This window comes from Hoeflea sp. Naph1 (assembly GCF_046837775.1).
Taxonomy (GTDB): domain Bacteria; phylum Pseudomonadota; class Alphaproteobacteria; order Rhizobiales; family Rhizobiaceae; genus Hoeflea.
The window spans coordinates 1,307,692-1,324,971 of record NZ_CP177286.1 but is presented as its reverse complement, the minus strand read 5'-3'; the positions used below and the strand labels follow the sequence as shown (position 1 = coordinate 1,324,971).

Genomic DNA, 17,280 nt, shown 5'->3' with positions numbered 1-17,280 from the left:
GCAACGCGGTTCGGCTCGTGCCTTGCCCGACCAACTGAAGCCCGAGCAATTGCGAGAGGATGCCTATTTTCGGCGATGGCGCTGCCACCATCTCAGCAGTCCGTGCGACAGGCGGGCTTTTTCGGCGCCCACCGGCAAGTCGGGCTGGATCCGGATCCATGAAGACTTGGTGTAGGCCATGCGCTGTTCAAGATAGACGCTGCGATGGCCGATGATGACATAGGCCGCGATTGCAGCGCCCGCCACATAAATGGAATCGACCGCGCCGCCAAACAGCTCCATGCCCATCAGCACCGCAGCAATCGGTGTGTTTGAGGCGGCGGCAATGACCGAAACCAGTCCGACGGCCGCTCCCAGGCCGGGGTCGAGCCCGAACAGGGGCGCGAAGGCATTGCCAGCCATGGCCCCGATCACGAATTGCGGCGTGACGATGCCGCCGTAAAAACCCGATCCCAGGGTGATTGCCACCAGCAGCGTCTTCCACACGAAACCCAGATACGGCATTGTTTCGCCCGAAACCGCGCGTTCGACCATCGGCAGGCTCAAGCCCAGATAACCGGTCGGGATGAATAGAATCAACACAGCAAGAATCACGCCCCCGAATGCAGGCATCAAAGGGGGCCACACCTTGAAACGAAGCTTTACAGCTGTGAAAAGCCGGGTCGTGCGGTGCACGGATTCAGCAAAGATCAGCGCCACGACCCCGGCGATGATGCCGATCATCATGGTCTTGAAGAAGACCAGTTCGGAAAAATTCGGAAGCACTGCGATGTCGTAATAATCGAAAGGCACGCCCCAAAATTTGGTGATCTCAAAAGACGCAACGCCTGCGACAACGGCTGGAAACAGAAAGTCGTGGCGGATGCGGCCGACTGCGAGTACCTCGACCCCATAGATGGCGCCGGCGATCGGCGTGCCAAAAACACTGGCAAAACCGGCGCTCACGCCGCAGGCGACAAGGCGCAGGCGAAGTTCGGAATTGAGATGCAGAAGCTGTCCGATTGCGGCTGCCAGCGACGCCCCTATATGGGAGCATGGCCCTTCCTTGCCCGCCGAGCCGCCACTTGCCAGGGTGATGATGGCGGCGACCGGCTTGATCAAGATAGTCCGAAATGGCATCCGCCCATTTTGGGTATGAACAGCTGCAAAGATTGAATCTTTCAAGCCGCTGATATTGTTTAGATAGCCGTAATGCAGCAGCAGACCGTTCAACAATCCGCCTATGGGCAGAAGCATCATCTGCATCCAGAGCGAGACACTGGTCGTGCGATCGGTGAGAAAAAACAATGCGTGCAGGAACAGGCTGGTCCCTGTGCCGACGACCGCCCCTGTGAGAGTGGCGAGCACGAGCCACTGGGCCACTGTGGCCAGCATGATAACAAGTTCGAAATAGTCAAAGCGGCGCATGGTGGGGGAGGCTGATCGAAGGAAGGAGATCCCCCTCTAGCATGGCGCCAATAGGCGGTGAAGGACTGCCCCTCCCTCAATTAGTAGTGTAGCCGGGCACTATTGTCGCCCGGGCTGATGGCGGTAGGTGTCCTGCGATTGGGCCTGCTCGCTCACCCCTGCTGCGGGACGACCCGGCCACCGTCAATTTCTGCCGAAGCGAAACGCCTTGGCCCAGAGGCCCCCTCCATCAAGCCGCAGTTTTCATCAGGCTTTCCCGAGTGTCGATGCTGACAGCATGTCCTGTTTCGGCGCTGCTTTCCACCAAGGCCTTGTGCAAGGCACAGATCGTGGCTTGCTTGTGTTTGCGCTCGACAATGAACTGCACGTCGACCGATCGGCCACCCTGATGCAGCGCAATCGGCGTGATGCCCGCCTCGCCCAAAGCGTTCAGCCCATCCAGACAGACCGGTACGCCTTTCAGGTTGCGCCCCACCGCGCTGACAAGCGCAACGCTCTGGGTGTGCACGCGGGCAGACGGATAGGCCTCGGCGATCTCGTGTTCGACGCGGCGCGCGGCCTTCAACGAAGCATCCACGTAGTGGGTGATGGTGTTGGCATTTGAGTGCTTTGAAACGATGCGCACCGCATGACGGGTCAGAGCCTTCAGGATCGTTGCGTCATAGCCTTTGACGCCCACCATATCCTGCTCGAAAACCTCAAGGCCGAGAACATCAAGGCCTGTGACCATTTCCACCCGTGCATCGCCACCCGGTTCAGCGTCAATCAGTGTTCCGGGATCGGATGGTTCAAAGGCGTTGGCAACGCGCAAGGCGATATCGGACTGCCTAAGAATCTTGGCTGCGCGCGGGTGAATGGCTTCCATGCCCAGATTCGACAGCTGGTCGGCAACTTCGAAATTGGTCTGACCGATCTTGCGAACAGATTTTGCGCCGACGATCTTCGGGTCGGCGCTCGACAGATGGAATTCCTTGTGAATCACCGCTTCGCGTGCGGCGGTCGCAGCAGCTATCCGGGCAAAAGTCACCTCGGAATATCCGCGATCATAAAGCTTCATCAAGCCTTCCCGGCACTGTGCGTAGCCGGTGACGATGGGCAATTCGGTCTTCAGGTCGATATCGCTGAATTCACGCTCGATGCGTTCACCGAGATCGGGCTCGCTTTCGTCGCGCCAGCCGGTGAGATCCACAAAGCGGGCATTCACACCGCGCCGCTGCAGCATCAACGCAGTGGTAAATGCCGAGTGCGTTTCGCCCAGCCCGGAGAGCAATTCGCGGATTGTCATCATGTGTTCGTTGAGCCGAAAGTGCCCGTAAGAGCAGAGCCGCTGCAGGTCTATGAGACATCTGCGCGCGCCCTCGATGCGTTCGCGTATGAAGCCGTCCGCTGTCCTGCGATCAGCCGGATGCTCGAGAAGGCGATTATGGATTTCCGACATTTTTTCAAAAGTACTGTCGAGCGCCTCGCTCCAGGCGAGGCTTGAGTCGGAAGCCGCAAACAGCCCATAGACCCCGGGCGTTCCGGTTTTCTTGGCTTCCAGCAACAGGTCGGTGATGCCGCCATAGGCAGAGACGACAAATACACGGTCGTAAAGATCGGCGCCTTCACGGTTACCCAGAAACAGCGTGTCGACCAACTCGTCTGACCGGCTCATTGATGTGCCGCCGATTTTCTCAACTGTATGCGTACTCATGACAAAATTCCTTGGCCGGCGTCATCAACGCCAACCTCCTCTATGCTGTTTTCAAACGGGAGATGGTATTTCGGGGTCAGGCGTCGGTTGAGGCCGGCGCGTAAGACCCGTCTTCCCTGTGCACTTCCGTTCCGGTCACTGGCGGATTGAAGCAACAGGCAAGCACCAGCTGTTCTTCGGCAACCAGCGTATGCTTGTCGTGAGCATCCAGGGCGTACATCACGCCGGGCTTGATCTGGTGGGTCTCGCCGTTCGCCAGATCCGTGATCGCGCCCTTGCCCGAGATGCAATAAACGCTCTCGAAATGGTGCTTGTAGTGGAATGTATGCTCCGATCCGGCTTCGATAACCGTGATGTGGAAGCTGAACCCCATGCCGTCATCGGCAAGCAGCATCCGCACCGATTTCCATTTGGCGTCAGCTACCGTGCGGTCAGTATTTATCAGTTCGTTGAAATCGCGAATGATCATTGTTGGCTCCTATTCGGCAGCGATGCGAAGAAACGATGTGTTTTCAGCAATTGCTGATTCAAGAATATCGAGCCCCGCACTGAACTGCTCCATAGGGATGGTCAGCGGTGCCAACACCTTGACGACTTCGTCATGGGCACCCGATGTCTCGATGATCAAACCATTGTCGAAGCAGTCCGCGCAGATTTCCGCCGCAAGCTCGCCGGAGCCAACGTCGATACCCCGCATCATGCCGCGACCCTTGATCGCCGCACCCGACAGGAACTTGTCCCGCATCAGTTCCAGACGCCGTTCCAGAAAGGCAGACTTGTCACCAAGCTGTTTGACAAAAGTGTCATGGGCCCAGAATTTTTTCAGCGCCACGGTGGCCGTCACGAAAGCGTGGTTGTTGCCACGGAATGTACCGTTGTGCTCGGCGGGCTGCCAAACATCGAGTTCCGGCTTCAGCAGCAACGTGGCGAAAGGCAGCCCCATTCCCGACAGTGACTTGGCAAGCGTGATCATATCCGGGTCGATGCCGAATTCCTCGGTGCTGAAGAACCTGCCGGTGCGGCCGATGCCAGCTTGAATATCGTCGATGATTAACAGGGCGCCGTGCTTTTTGGCGAGCCGGGCAATGCCCTGCATCCATTTCTTCGAAGCCGCATTCAGCCCACCTTCGCCCTGCACCGGCTCGACAATGATGGCTGCTGGCGCATCGAGCCCGCTGGAGGGGTTGCTCAGCATCATCTCGATCTGGGCCAGGGTATCAGCTGCGGCACCGAAGGCGCCTTCATAGGGCATGCGGGCAATTCCGGTCAGAGGCGTGCTCGCGCCATCGCGCTTGCCCGAGTTGCCGGTTGCGCTCAGCGCGCCGAGCGTCATGCCGTGAAAGCCGTTTGTGAACGCGATGATGGAGTTGCGACCAGTGACCTTGCGCGCGAGCTTCATCGCAGCTTCAACGGCATTGGTGCCCGTGGGGCCGGTGAACATCACCTTGTGGTCCATGCCACGCGGCTTGAGGATCAGCTTCTCGAAGGTTTCGAGAAAATCGGCCTTGGCACTGGTGAACATGTCGAGCCCGTGCGCAACCCCGTCGGCACTGATGTAATCGATCAGGGCAGCCTTCATGTCGGGGTCATTGTGGCCGTAGTTGAGCGACGAACAACCAGCGAGAAAATCGATATATTCGCGTCCGTTCTGGTCAGTTAATGTTGCATTTTCAGCGCTCGTGAAGACCACCGGGAAGCTGCGGCAATAGCTGCGCGCTTCGGACTCGCGGCGTTCGAACACGGCTGTATCAACCGTTGTTTCAATGGTCATGGGAACCTCTAGTGTTGGGATAACAGGGATGCGCCGAGGGTCAGGCTGCTGCTGACTTGCGCTCGCCAAAAGGGGCGATCGTCACCATGTGCTCGGTGGCGTGGCGACCATCAAAGTGATCGTCGCGCACGTAATGGGCATCATGGGCGAGAGGCGCATTGTTCTGGTCGGCGAAAGCGTTGAACAGCGCCCAGCTGGCATCATTGTCGCGTGTGATCGTGGTCTTCAGAGTTGAAACGCCGGCGCAGCATTTCCGCGAGACCAGTTCGTTCAGCATCCTCTTGGCGACACCCATTCCGCGGGCGCGATCGGATACCGCCACCTGCCAGACGAACAGCGTATCGGGGTCGGAGGGAACTATATAGCCCGACACCCAGCCAACAATGTCGCCATCCTTTTCAGCTACCACACAGGTATCTGCGAAGTGGTCGCACTGCAGGAGATTGCAGTACATGGAATTGCGGTCGAGTGGCTCGCATTCGCGAATGAGCTGCCAGATCAGGGACCCGTCTTCGGGTTCCGGTGTGCGGAACTTAATAACATTCCTGTTCGGGTTGCTGGCCTCGTTTCTAAGGATATGGGGACGCATAAATTCCTCGTTTTTGTTCGTTTTCCGAACCATACGGATTACGAGATGGTTTACAACCCTAAATCATATTTAACTGCCATCGCCCCCAACCATCACATAAACAACTGTTTTTGTTCAGTTATACACAACACCTTCTTCGCAGCGCAGCAAAATCTAATTCGTTTTTTAAACTATTTATGGCGGAAAGAAGGAGAATTCATTTCGGCATCGGGAATTTCAATTGCGCGACCCGCTGCTGAGGATTAAACAGGGTAGTCAGATTGTTTATTAAAGTGAGTGGCCGAATGGACCGGGCTTTGAGTTGCCTTGCGGCTTTACGCGGCGTACTGGACATTGCCGAACGCAATGATCGTGCACTCGCCCGCTCGACAGGGCTGACGACCGCCCAGCTGCTCGTCCTGCGGCTGGTCAAGAGCTTGCACGAAGTCACACCGAAAACGATCGCTCAGCGAGCCGGCGTCGCACCGGCCAGCGCCACCGCGCTGATCGAAAAACTGGTGCGGTTTGATTATCTCACGCGCCGGCGCAGTGAAACGGACCGCCGAAAATACTGGGTCTCCCTTACCGATGCCGGACACACTGCACTCGAGACCGCGCCAGACCCGCTCCATCAACGATTCCTGGAGGCGTTTGCCGACATACCGGATTGGGAACAGGCTATGATTTTGGCTGGTCTCGAGCGAATAGCCGCACTGCTGGATGATGAAACAACCCAGCAACCGCTTGGCGGCGAAGTGCATGAGCTCTCGGCCGCGCTGTCATTTCCGGCGGAACCAGATCACGGGTTCGAAGAAATGCCGGAAGCTAGCGAACCGGAAGACTCGAACAAGAGCTGACGAAATGGCTTGCGTAAGCGGCACCTTGGCAGCCTGTCAGCGAGCCTCAGCCCCCTGCCACCCAAATGTGCCGATGACACGCGAAAGCTGTCAAACCGCGCAACTCTGTGACCTAAAACTGGGAACCAAACGACGGACACCCCGAGACGAGGAGTGCAGGAAAGTGGTGCCGCTTGCAGGAGTCTAGGGTAAAAACCTACCCGGCTCAATTCTGACAAAACTTCAAAATATTTCAACAGCCTATCTGCCGTGGCTCTTAGCCGCTGATAACAGTGTGTGTACCACAAATGAAGTAATTTGTGTACCTCATAATTTGCTCTAAGCGGACATCTGAGGCAGTTGACTTCGATCTTTAACCGGAGTGCCCCTACAGTATAACCGCCTATTGTCACCCTAATAGAAGATAACATAATGCGATTAGGTCTCTTCTATACGATGGAAACTGACATCCTCCGGCTCCCGAAACGATCGTATTACAACTACCATTAGAACCGTGGGAAATACAATCGGGATGGTCTGCGCTATCCCAGCGATCTGACGGATGCGGAATGGGCGCTGGTCGAGCCTTTGATACCTCCTGCCAAGCGGGGTGGCCGCAGGCGTGAGGTCAATGTGCGCGAGGTTCTTAACGGCCTGCTTTATGTTCTCAGCACCGGCTGCCAATGGCGGGCTGTTCCGAAGGACTTGCCGCCGAAGAGCACCCTGTTCAGCTATTTCGACCTTTGGAACTGGGACGGCACACTCGGCAGTATTCATCAGGAGCTTTATGTGAAATGCCGCGAGGCGATGGGACGCGAGGCTAGCCCGACAGCGGCGGTCATCGACAGCCAGAGCGTCAAAGGCGCGGAAAAAGGGGGGCTTGTATCGACCCGAGCGGGTATGATGCGGGGGAAGAAGGTCAAGGGTAAGAAGCGGCATATCCTTGTCGACACGGTAGGTCTGCTGCTGCATGCGCTGGTTCATCCAGCCGACATCCAGGACCGCGACGGCGGCCTGCTGGTCATCAAGACGTTGTTCGGGCGCTATCCGTTTTTGAAGAAACTCTTTGCGGACGGTGGCTATCAGGGACCTGTCTTCGCCAAGGGTCAGAAGAAGGCCATGCCCGGGCTGGCGATCAAGATCATCAAGCGATCCGACATCGTCAAGGGTTTTGAGGTTCTGCCGAGACGCTGGGTGGTCGAACGGACTTTCGCGTGGCTTGGGCGATGCCGCAGGCTGGCAAAGGACTTCGAGAACCTTTCGCGCAACGCGCTCGCCTTTCTCAAACTCGCGTCTATCCGCCTCATGCTGCGAAGGCTCTGTTCAAAATGAACAACTTTCCGGACCGACTCTAAGTGTGCAATTGCACACCGTATAGGGATGCACACGAATCCAGAATATCAATCGAAATGCAGACTACACAAGAAACCATATCAGAAGCCATTCAGCGACTTCAACAAGAGAGGGGGCAGAAGCTCCCTGAAGATTGCACACCTGACAGGTTGCCGCTCTCGGAAATTCACGTAGCAAGTGCTGCGTTTCAGCCGCGTGAGCTGTTTTCTGACAGGCATGTCCGCACCCTACTTGCTGCCATACGGACGCAAGGTGGAAGGCCACTTGATCTTCGGTTGCGACTGGACAGTCCGCTCATAGGTGTGCTCGGTCGCACCGGACACTCTCTCAAAATGGCGTTGTCCAGCATCTGCTCCGCCAGCAACTTTTTGAGCTTGGTATTCTCATCTTCGAGCGCCTTGAGCTTGCGAACATCGGAAACATCCATGCCGCCAAACTTGGCTTTGTATTTGTAAATGACGCCGCGCTGATCCCGTGCTTGCGGCACACCTTCGAAGTCGGCTTCCCAGATTCCTGTTCCTTGATCATGCCGATGATCTGTTCGTCGCTGAACCGTGATAATCTCATTTGCCCGTCTCCGATAAGGGGACGAATTCTACCCAAAATTGGATGAAGAAACGAGGCTCAGGTCATTATCCTGATCAATTTGCGGGATTACCTTTGGATTGGGACTGGCCTATTGAAGGTCTTCGTTACAGCGATAGACCCAAGGGTAGGCGTCCGCCATTTGATCACGTATCGAAGTAAATCTAAAAAGTAGGTGGTGTATTTACCCAAAAAATACTCACGGGATCATTTCCGTGATTTTGATACCCATGTGGAATATTGGATGGAAAGAAAAAAGTGTCTCCTTGAGATAATATATAAATATGATCATCTACGGTAAGTTCTACCGTTCCATCAATAATGTAACCAACCTCCTCACCCTCGTGCGCGATCATTCCGTTGCTGGTACCGTGAGGTTCAAGATGGTGAATATTACACTGCAAGTGGTGATATTTACTATAAGGAATAACACGCTCTAGAGAAAGACCAGTACTTTGATGCAGTTCATCGAGATGGATAAGTGATCTTTGTCCCTTTCTATCAATTATTACTTTTCCACGCTGCTCGCTTTCGAACAACCACGAAATGTTGGTGTGAAGCGCTCTTACAAGTGCGTGGAGAAGAGGCAACGAAGGCAAGGTATGGTTGTTCTCTATTTTCGAAAGTTGACTTTCTGAGCACCCCACTATTGCACCGACCTCTTTGAGGGTCAGGTTTCTTTCCAGCCTGACGCTTTTCAGCTTTTCTCCCATTCGGGTTTCTTCCATCAGATTGCCATGGTGGCAGCCAGATGAAATTTCCTCATTGCTATTGCTCATTGTCGACCTACCTGCTCACATCTTAGATTCGATTGAATGACCTTTGCTAGTCGGTCGGGAAATGACATGCAACGTGTCGGTCGCCACCCTTTGCCGTGATCACGGGGGCCACCTCCCCACATTTGACAGTCGCCCGTATGCACCGGGGATGAAAATGACAACCAGAAGGAGGCGCGATGGGGCTGGGTATCTCGCCCTTGAGCGGAATCAGACGCGATGGGTGTGGGTCCGGCTCAGGGATCGCGTCCAGAAGTGAGCGCGTGTAGGGGTGGAGGGGGCTTGAAAAAACCACATCGACGGGTCCCACCTCGACCAGTTTTCCCAGATAAAGGATACCGACGCGTTCACATAAATGATGCACAACAGCAAGATTATGGGAAATGAATAGCATGGCCATACTCTGTCGTTCGTGCAGGTCGCGCATCAGATTTATGACCTGGGCCTGAACGGACACGTCTAAAGCCGACACTGGTTCGTCTGCCACCAGCAGGCGTGGGTTACCTGCAAGCGCTCTGGCCAAGGCCACCCGTTGCCTCTGACCTCCGCTGAATTGCGATGGAAGTCTATCGAGATGCTCTACGCTAAGCCCAACAGCTAAAAGGAATTCTGCTACGCGTTCGCGCAGAGCACGGCGCCCTATGCGTTCATAGGTAACGATCGGCTCTCCGACTATTTTCTCAACAGTCCAGCGCGGGTCAAGCGAGCCGTAGGGGTTCTGGAAGACGACCTGGACACCGCGACGTTTCGCACCCAATTCTCGATCGGACAAAGTCGACCAAGGTTTACCATCGAGTTCGACCGTTCCTGCCGTAGGCTTTATGAGATGGGCAACCATCGACCCAAGTGTGGACTTGCCGCTTCCACTTTCTCCAACAAGCCCGAATACCTCGCCAGGCATGACCTCAAAGGTTACGTCGTCGACGGCACGCAGCGGGAGGGATCTGCCGAACATCCCTCCAAGGCCTTTCGCAGGCGTCGAAAAATACTTTTGCAATCCGGTTACTTTGAGAAGTGGTTGCTGATCTTTGCGGACATAGCTCGTCGATTTGGATTCACTTCCCATTTCAGTAGGCTCCCGTAACCAAATGACAGGCCACCGAGCGTTCGCCATCTATCTGCAAAAGTTTCGGGTTGATCTGTGAACACTCTGGCATGGCGAATTGGCAACGGTCATGGAAAATGCAGCCAGAGAACTGCTGTGATGGAGGTGGCACAGTACCCGATATGCTTTCCAGCAAACGGTTCGGTGAACGAACAGACGGAACAGCGTTGAGCAGTCCTTTGGTATAGGGGTGAAGGGGGGCGGCCAATATCTTCGAGGTCACCCCGCTCTCAACGATCGTGCCAGCATACATCACTGCCATATTCTCGCAGATTTGAGCGATGACCCCGATGTCGTGGCTGATGAGTATGATTGCCGTTTGCAGTGTAGACTTCAGATCTCTGATCAGTTCCAGAATTTGCGCCTGGATGGTGACGTCAAGCGCAGTCGTCGGCTCATCGGCAATTATAAGTTTCGGCGACAATAGAATCGCAGAAGCGATTGCCACGCGCTGACGCATGCCGCCGCTAATTTCATGTGGATAGTTGGACAGGCGTTCTCTCGGGCTCGAAATCCCAACACTTTCCAAAGCCTGCTCACAAATTTCGCGCACTTGGGCTTTTGTCAATTCGGGCCGATGCCAACGCAGCTGCTCGGCAAGCTGCGCGCCGATGGTCATGACTGGATTCAGTGTATTGCTCGGATCCTGAAAGATCATCGCAATGCCTGCCCCCCGAATTTTTCGCATCCTTTTCGGCGAGAAGTCGAGAAGGTTCTCGCTATCGAACTCGATCTTGCCGGTCACTTTTCCCGACTTGGGAGCGAGACCCATGATTGACAACCCGGTTATCGACTTGCCGCAGCCGCTTTCGCCGGCAAGCCCCAACGCTTCACCCGGCTTCACGGAAAAGGACACGCCCTGGACTGCATCGCGAAGACGCTTCTTGTCGAAGCTAATGGTCAGATCGCTAACCGACAAGATCGGAGGTATCATCATAACTCTGCACCCTCCGAATTCGAGCCCGATTCACTGTCGAGCGCATCCTGCAGAAAGTCGCCGAGTAAGTTTATGCCCATGGCAGTGAAAATGATCCCCAAGCTTGGCGCAAGAACGATCCACATATTTTGGGTCAGGAAGCCCCGCCCCTCACTGATCATTACGCCCCATGATGTTTGAGGAGGCTGCACGCCAAGCCCGAGAAAACTCAAGGATGCTTCGAAGATCATCGCCCACGAAAGATCGAGCGTGGCCATCACGATCACTGAAGGCAGGATCGCCGGTATGAGATGCCGCCGAATAATAGTGAACGGACCGACGCCTATGGAGCGCGCCGCGGTTACATATTCGAGCGTCCGCAACTTCATCACCTCGGCCCGGACCAACCGGGCATAGTTGATCCACAAGGTGGCGGCCAAAGCCAGTATCGCGGTCAACGCGCCGGGACCCAGCACGGCAAGGAATATCAAAGCTATTAGAATGAAAGGAAGGGATAGCTCGAAGTCGGTGATCCTCATGATCAGACTGTCAAGAAAACCGCCAAAATATCCCGCCACCAGACCGAGAAACGTTCCCACCACAACAGCGCAAGCGACAACGATCAGGCTGACCCCCACCGATACCCGTGCGCCTGCAATGGTACGACTCAATATATCCCGACCTAGATTGTCGGAGCCAAGAACATGGTGCCATGTTCCACCATCGAAAACCGGCGGTAGAAAGCGATTCTGAACTATTTGGGCCACCGGATCGTGTGGCATGAGGAAGTCGCCGAACAAGGCGGCGATCACCGCGACAAGCACAATAATCAGGCCGGTCATTCCATTCTTTCTGCGCAACTGGATGGCAACCCTGCGCAATTTTGACGCGGCAGGAGCCAGAGTCGCGCCGTTGACGGCCTTTGCCGCCGGGGCCTCGGCCGGTACTCCAGGCAAAGGACAAGGATCATCTGGCATGGCGAATCCGCGGATCAACTATCTGATAGAGCATTTCCACTGCGATATTGATCAGCAGAAACATGACGGCAGTGACGGCCACGATCGCTTGTATAAGCGGATAGTCGCGCCATGATATGGCCTGAACTGCAAGGCGCCCGATACCCGGCCACGCGAACACGTTCTCGACGATGAAAGCGCCACTGAGCAGGTATCCCATCTGCAGGCCAACGATGGTAATCGTCGGAATCAAGGCCGTCCGAAAGGCGTGTCGAACCACTACCGTGAATTCTGGAAGGCCCTTTGCGCGCGCAAATCGGACATAGTCGGCCTTGAGGACCTCGATCATGGACGAGCGGATCAGCCGCGTGTTCCAGGCGACGACCGAGAATGCTAGAGCAAATGCGGGCAGCGCTAAGTGACGCAAAGCGCTGAGAAGAGGCCGTACGCCCCTTCCGGAGACTAGGTCGATCAACCCGAAAATAAGGCCCTGCCCTCCCCGTCCTGCCACGGGGAACCAGTTCAAATGTAGGGAAAAGAATATCATCAGCACCACCCCCAACACGAAGCTCGGGATGGAAACGCCTAAAATACTGACAACAGAAGCAACGCGATCCATCAAGCGCCCACGGAATAGCGCCGCCAAAATTCCCAACGGCAACGATATCATCAGCGCCAGAAACATGGCTGCGAAGGTCAATTCCACCGTAGCTAAAACGCGCTCAACGACGACTTCCGCCGCGGAGCGGCGGAAGCGTATTGACTCACCCATATTCCCTGCTGCGAACCGTTGGACTGAGGTGACAACCTGCGTCATCAGAGAGCCGTCCAAACCGAGTTGGTTGCGAAGCTCCTGTCGTTGATGCTCCGTAATTCCCGGCGTACCAGCCGTCATGATCTCCACCGGGTCACCGGGAATCATCCTGATCGCCACGACAACGGTAACGACGACACAAAACAAGATCGCAGCCGCATGTGTCAGGCGCCGGAGGAAAAAGGGAATGAGATACATATCAGTCCTCGATGCCAGCGCGCCTTAGACGTTGAGGTCCTGCAGGTGCACGAAACCAAGTGTGTCAATGCTGATCCCGGTCACCTCCTGGCGCGAAGCGATCAGATAGCTCGGCTCGTAAAGCGGAACCCAGAACGCCTGATCAACCAGAATGTCCTGAATTCCGAAAACAAGATCTTTGCGTTTCGCAGCGTCAAAGGCCAGCCTCTGACTGTCCAGCTTGCCCTGTAACTCCGCGTTTTCCGGAGCAAAGCAGAAGTTGAGCCCCCCCCCTCAGCAAAAAGCGCAACCAGAATGTCGGGATCGCCAAACGTGTAATACAGGGCGACAGCCGTGCTTTCGCCCTTGCCAGCCAGCGCCAGAGCATCCCCGACAGGAAGCACCTGAATTGTCATCGTGACACCGATCGCGGCCAGATCGGCCTGGACGACTTCCGCGACGCGCTTGAAAATCGGTGCGTCAAAGATAATAAGCTCGAACTCAAACCCGTCGCCAAGGCCGACCGAAGCAAGCAACTCCTTCGCCTTTTCCTGATCGAATGGATACTTGGTTTCAGTCGCCGGATTGTACTGCGGGAACACTGACGTCAATGGGCTTGCGGCAGGCTTGCCGTTGCCGTCGAGCACCAGAATGACGATCTTTTCCTTATCTATGGCCAGATTGACCGCCTGACGGGCTTCAAGTTTGTCGAAAGGAGGCTTCGACTGATTGAAAATAATGCCGAAAACACTTGGCGCCTGCTGCCGACTGATCCGAAGACTTGAGTCCGCCTCGATCTCGCGTGCCCGATCAAAGGGAACGGCATTATCACCGGCCAGCAGGTCGACCTCGCCGCCCTGAAGAGCAGCAATTCTGGTCGAATCCTCAGGGATCACGACATAGGTCGCTACATCGAGATGCGCCTTGCCGGCGTTTTGGTACCAAGGAGTAGCCCAGTCATGCTCATCGTTTCGTGCCAGCCTGATGCCGGTGTCAGGCTCCCAAGATTCCAGTTTGAACGGACCGGTGCCGACAGGCTGGCGGCCGATTTTATCACCCAGCGACTCGATTGCTGTGGGGCTCATAGGCGCACAATAACTATAGCCAAGACCAACCCAGAGCGGAACGAATGGCGACGTGTAGTGATAAGCAACGGTCAGATCGTCTATCGCCTCAACCTTATCCAAAGGTCCTAGCAGGAATGCGTTGGGGCTTGCTGTTTCTGGCGCCCGGTGACGGGCGACTGTCTTAGCGACAGCCTCGGCGTTGAATGGCGAGCCGTCGTGAAATCTTACATTGGGGCGAAGCTTGAATGTAACGGTCTTGTTCTCGTTGGAGAATTCCCAGCTTAGAGCCAAGCCTGGATAAACCTCACCGTTCTCATCGAGATAAATCAAGGTGTCCATGACCTGCCACAAAATCTCGTGATCGACGAGATTGAACGTTTTCTGCGGATCGAGCGTCGTCGACTCGAGTGACCGTGCAATTCGCAATGTGCCGGTACTGCTCTGGGCCTGTGCGGACTTCAAGAATCCCGGCGCCATTGCGAGGGCACCCAATGACAACGCTCCTCCCAGTACGGAGCGCCGAGTGACGGCATGTTGGCGAGCATAGGTGCGCGTCAACTCTTCAAATCTCTCTCCGGACAAACCGGTGATTTCAATTTCTGTTGTCTCGATCGTCATGGAAACCTCCCTTGCTGCCAGCGGCATCCTCCGGCCTCTGGAACTTGCACCCTAGTCAAACTCAGAATACAGTCAATCCCGCACCGTTCGATATAAATTCCTCAAATCAATCATTTTTGGCAATTTTTTAGACAAATTTGTCACGGTACTTGCTTCAGGGGATCTTTACGTGGCTGATACGAAGTACGAAATTGAAAATCAGGAAAGTTTTTCCAGATGAATGAAAGCGAACTGGATTCCGTTCTCGATACGCTTGGTCAGGGCAGCACTCATGGGGTCGCGGTTGCCGCTGTAAAGGACGGAGCAGTCAGCTATTCGCGTGCGGTCGGCATGGCGTCGATCGAGCTTGCTGTGCCCAACTCGCTGAGAACGCGCTTCCGTATAGCCTCCCTGACAAAGCAGTTCCTCGCTTATGCGCTGCTTCAACTGGTGGACGAGGGCGTTCTTGATCTGGACAAGGACCTACGGAATGATATCCCCGCGCTCCATCAGTATCGCGAAGAGATCAGTCTCCGCCATCTGCTGGAAAACACCAGCGGATTGCGAGACATTTTCGACCTTCTCGTCCTGCGCGGTCAAGATATCGAAACACCGATTTCCGATGATGCAATCGAAGCCTTGCTGCGGCGCCAGCAGAACCTCAATTTCATGCCAGGCTCGCAATTCGTTTATTCGAATACGGGTTTTCGCCTTGCGTCCTATCTGGCCGAGAAAGCGACCTCGCAACCGCTTGAGACGATCCTGCGTACGCGGATATTCGAACCGATTGGAATGGCATCGACAGAGCTATGCCGCAGTGGAAGTGCCGTCCTGCCCGAATTGGCGACAGGATACCAAGCTGACGGCGACGCAATCCGCAAAGCCAGCTATGGCCTTTCTTTCAACGGGGACGCCGGTCTGGTTTCCAGCGTCAACGATCTCGTGATTTGGGAACGCGCCCTTCCTAAGCTGCGGGTTCTCGGGTGCCCACTAGAAACGAAGCTTTCTGAGGCGGCGCGCTACAATAATGGACATTCGGGCAGCTACGGCCTGGGCACATTCTCGACCACTTGGCGTGGCCTGCGTGTCTCGGGTCACGGCGGGCTTCTGCCTGGGTTTGCCTCCAAGCTGCTGAGGTTCCCTGAAAAGGACGTATCGGTCATCGTGCTGGCCAACTCGTCGGACACCGACGTCGTCGGACTCGCATCGTTGGCGGCAACGGCGGTGATGGACAGCGATCTGTCGGAGCGACAACTTCCCCGCGATTTGTATAGCCGAACCGGTCTCTACATCGATCGAGACCGGGACGAATTGCTTGAACTGGCGTTCAAAGACGGCAGGGCGATAGTTCGCATGCACGCGATGGAGTTCCCCCTCGAAGGGCAGGACGACACCCTCATGCGGATAAAATACTCAGCAACTGACCGCGAACTGGTCGTCAAAGACGATGGCCTGCGCCTTATGGAAGGAGGAGAGGAGCATGCTCTTTCAAGGCTCCCGCGCTATCTAGGTGGATATGCCGATCTGGACCGCTTCGTAGGGGAATTTCATTCCGCGGACCTTGAGGCGATTTATCGCATCTCTCGCGAAGCTGATAATTTGCGGCTGTCCATAAACGGCCCTGCCGGGCGATCCGCCTACAGCCTTGTGCGGCTGGAGGAAACCTTGTTCACGGGATGCTCGAGGCAAGGCTACTGGCTCCCTTACCAGATCGCGATCCGTTTTATCGGCGAGGGCCGCTTTGACACCATTGAACTGACGAGCGGTCGAACCAAATCACTTCGGCTATCGAGAAGCAATTAATAAAGCGACTGCAAACTAATCAACACCAGCCCGAAAAGGAGACAGGCTTGAGTAAGACACTGAGCATTTTGTTTGCCGGAGAATCATGGTTCACTCACACTCTGCATGTGAAAGGGTTCGATTCCTTCGAGGAATGCAGCTACGGCGAGGGCGGGGACCATTTGATCCTGGCGCTTCGTGGAGCCGGGATCGACGTTACCTATTTCCCGAACCACATAGCCAACCGCGACTTTCCGATGACCCGGAAAGAGATCGACAAATTCGATGTGGTCATTCTGAGTGATATCGGCGCCAACACACTTCTACTGCCGCGCAAGTCGTTCAACGAGGCGCAGCGCACCCCCAACCGTCTGGACCTCATCCGCGACTATGTGCATGACGGCGGCGGTTTCCTGATGATCGGCGGTTACCTGACCTTCCAAGGCATCCAGGCGAAAGGCAACTGGGCCGGAACCGCTGTCGACGCCATATTGCCTGTTAAACTGCAATACACGGACGATCGATCCGAGCATCCCGAAGGCATAACGCCCGCGGTCGTCAATGCGCAGCATTCCATTGTGCAGGGACTGCCGGCTTGGCCTCATATACTCGGCTACAATCGCGCCGCTCTTCGACCCGATTCGGATTTAGTCGTCACTGTCGGAGACGACCCACTGGTTGCGGTGAGAGAGGTCGGCAAGGGCCGAACCGGAGTGTTTTCTTCCGACTGCGGCCCACACTGGGGGCCACCGGAATTCATCAACTGGGAAGGCTATCCTCTGTTCTGGGCCAACCTGGTTCACTGGCTCGCCAAGAAATAACCCGTGTGCATGGAGACAGACAATTCGCTGTCTGTCTCCCAATCAATCCGAAAAAC

General features: G+C 55.5%; 16 protein-coding genes and 1 pseudogene. 5 read left to right on the top strand and 12 right to left on the bottom strand.

From position 1 onward, the window contains the following. Window positions 1-63: 63 nt before the first annotated feature. The 5 genes from ACK6D9_RS06250 to ectA all read right to left on the bottom strand — a co-directional run bounded on the left by ACK6D9_RS06250 (window position 64) and on the right by ectA (window position 5,358). Window positions 64-1,407, bottom strand: a complete 1,344-nt coding sequence (locus ACK6D9_RS06250) for a chloride channel protein (protein WP_412051033.1) — start codon at window positions 1,405-1,407, stop codon at window positions 64-66. Window positions 1,408-1,636: 229 nt separating this feature from the next. Further along, the gene (locus tag ACK6D9_RS06245; RefSeq protein ID WP_412051032.1) at window positions 1,637-3,100 is read right to left on the bottom strand and encodes an aspartate kinase; all 1,464 of its coding nucleotides are present in this window, start codon (window positions 3,098-3,100) and stop codon (window positions 1,637-1,639) included. A gap of 76 nt (window positions 3,101-3,176) precedes the next feature. Then, window positions 3,177-3,569 carry an ectoine synthase gene (locus ACK6D9_RS06240; RefSeq protein ID WP_267655170.1) on the bottom strand — a complete coding sequence of 131 codons (393 nt, stop codon included), beginning with the start codon at window positions 3,567-3,569 and terminating at the stop codon, window positions 3,177-3,179. 9 nt (window positions 3,570-3,578) lie between these two features. Then, on the bottom strand, window positions 3,579-4,871 hold the full coding sequence (gene ectB, locus ACK6D9_RS06235; protein WP_412051031.1) for a diaminobutyrate--2-oxoglutarate transaminase: 1,293 nt from the start codon (window positions 4,869-4,871) through the stop codon (window positions 3,579-3,581). 40 nt (window positions 4,872-4,911) lie between these two features. Next, window positions 4,912-5,358 carry a diaminobutyrate acetyltransferase gene (gene ectA, locus ACK6D9_RS06230; protein ID WP_412051748.1) on the bottom strand — a complete coding sequence of 149 codons (447 nt, stop codon included), beginning with the start codon at window positions 5,356-5,358 and terminating at the stop codon, window positions 4,912-4,914. On the opposite strand from ectA, the gene ACK6D9_RS06225 reads away from it, so the two are divergent. The 3 genes from ACK6D9_RS06225 (at window position 5,296) to ACK6D9_RS06215 (ending at window position 7,607) form a co-directional block, all read left to right on the top strand. Then, complete coding sequence (locus tag ACK6D9_RS06225) at window positions 5,296-5,706, top strand: hypothetical protein (RefSeq protein WP_412051891.1); 411 nt, start codon at window positions 5,296-5,298, stop codon at window positions 5,704-5,706. The two genes, ectA and ACK6D9_RS06225, sit on opposite strands and share 63 nt — an antisense overlap. A 38-nt stretch (window positions 5,707-5,744) precedes the next feature. After that, on the top strand, window positions 5,745-6,296 hold the full coding sequence (locus ACK6D9_RS06220; protein WP_412051030.1) for a MarR family winged helix-turn-helix transcriptional regulator: 552 nt from the start codon (window positions 5,745-5,747) through the stop codon (window positions 6,294-6,296). A 516-nt stretch (window positions 6,297-6,812) separates the two neighbouring features. Next, window positions 6,813-7,607: an IS5 family transposase gene (locus tag ACK6D9_RS06215; protein WP_412051747.1), complete on the top strand. Its 795-nt coding sequence runs from the start codon at window positions 6,813-6,815 to the stop codon at window positions 7,605-7,607. Between the two features lie 343 nt (window positions 7,608-7,950). Here ACK6D9_RS06215 and ACK6D9_RS06210 read toward each other — a convergent pair. From ACK6D9_RS06210 to ACK6D9_RS06180, 7 genes and pseudogenes are all read right to left on the bottom strand, one after another. Next, window positions 7,951-8,195 (bottom strand): annotated as a pseudogene (locus ACK6D9_RS06210) (transposase); the annotation flags it as partial. A gap of 182 nt (window positions 8,196-8,377) precedes the next feature. After that, entirely contained in the window at window positions 8,378-8,992 is a 615-nt protein-coding gene (locus ACK6D9_RS06205; protein WP_412051029.1) for a cupin domain-containing protein, read from the bottom strand. 46 nt (window positions 8,993-9,038) lie between these two features. Next, on the bottom strand, window positions 9,039-10,055 hold the full coding sequence (locus tag ACK6D9_RS06200; RefSeq protein ID WP_412051028.1) for an ABC transporter ATP-binding protein: 1,017 nt from the start codon (window positions 10,053-10,055) through the stop codon (window positions 9,039-9,041). A gap of 1 nt (window position 10,056) precedes the next feature. Continuing rightward, complete coding sequence (locus tag ACK6D9_RS06195) at window positions 10,057-11,031, bottom strand: ABC transporter ATP-binding protein (RefSeq protein WP_412051027.1); 975 nt, start codon at window positions 11,029-11,031, stop codon at window positions 10,057-10,059. Continuing rightward, window positions 11,028-11,987: an ABC transporter permease gene (locus ACK6D9_RS06190; RefSeq protein ID WP_412051026.1), complete on the bottom strand. Its 960-nt coding sequence runs from the start codon at window positions 11,985-11,987 to the stop codon at window positions 11,028-11,030. Before ACK6D9_RS06190 ends, ACK6D9_RS06195 begins: the two co-directional genes overlap by 4 nt. After that, window positions 11,977-12,978: an ABC transporter permease gene (locus ACK6D9_RS06185; protein ID WP_412051025.1), complete on the bottom strand. Its 1,002-nt coding sequence runs from the start codon at window positions 12,976-12,978 to the stop codon at window positions 11,977-11,979. Before ACK6D9_RS06185 ends, ACK6D9_RS06190 begins: the two co-directional genes overlap by 11 nt. Window positions 12,979-13,079: 101 nt before the next feature. Next, window positions 13,080-14,642, bottom strand: a complete 1,563-nt coding sequence (locus ACK6D9_RS06180) for an ABC transporter substrate-binding protein (RefSeq protein ID WP_412051024.1) — start codon at window positions 14,640-14,642, stop codon at window positions 13,080-13,082. Between the two features lie 216 nt (window positions 14,643-14,858). On the opposite strand from ACK6D9_RS06180, the gene ACK6D9_RS06175 reads away from it, so the two are divergent. Beyond that, window positions 14,859-16,424 (top strand): serine hydrolase domain-containing protein, encoded by a 1,566-nt coding sequence (locus ACK6D9_RS06175; protein WP_412051023.1) that lies wholly within the window; start codon window positions 14,859-14,861, stop codon window positions 16,422-16,424. Between the two features lie 47 nt (window positions 16,425-16,471). Further along, window positions 16,472-17,224, top strand: a complete 753-nt coding sequence (locus tag ACK6D9_RS06170; protein ID WP_412051022.1) for a glutamine amidotransferase — start codon at window positions 16,472-16,474, stop codon at window positions 17,222-17,224. The last annotated feature ends 56 nt before the right edge of the window (window positions 17,225-17,280 follow it).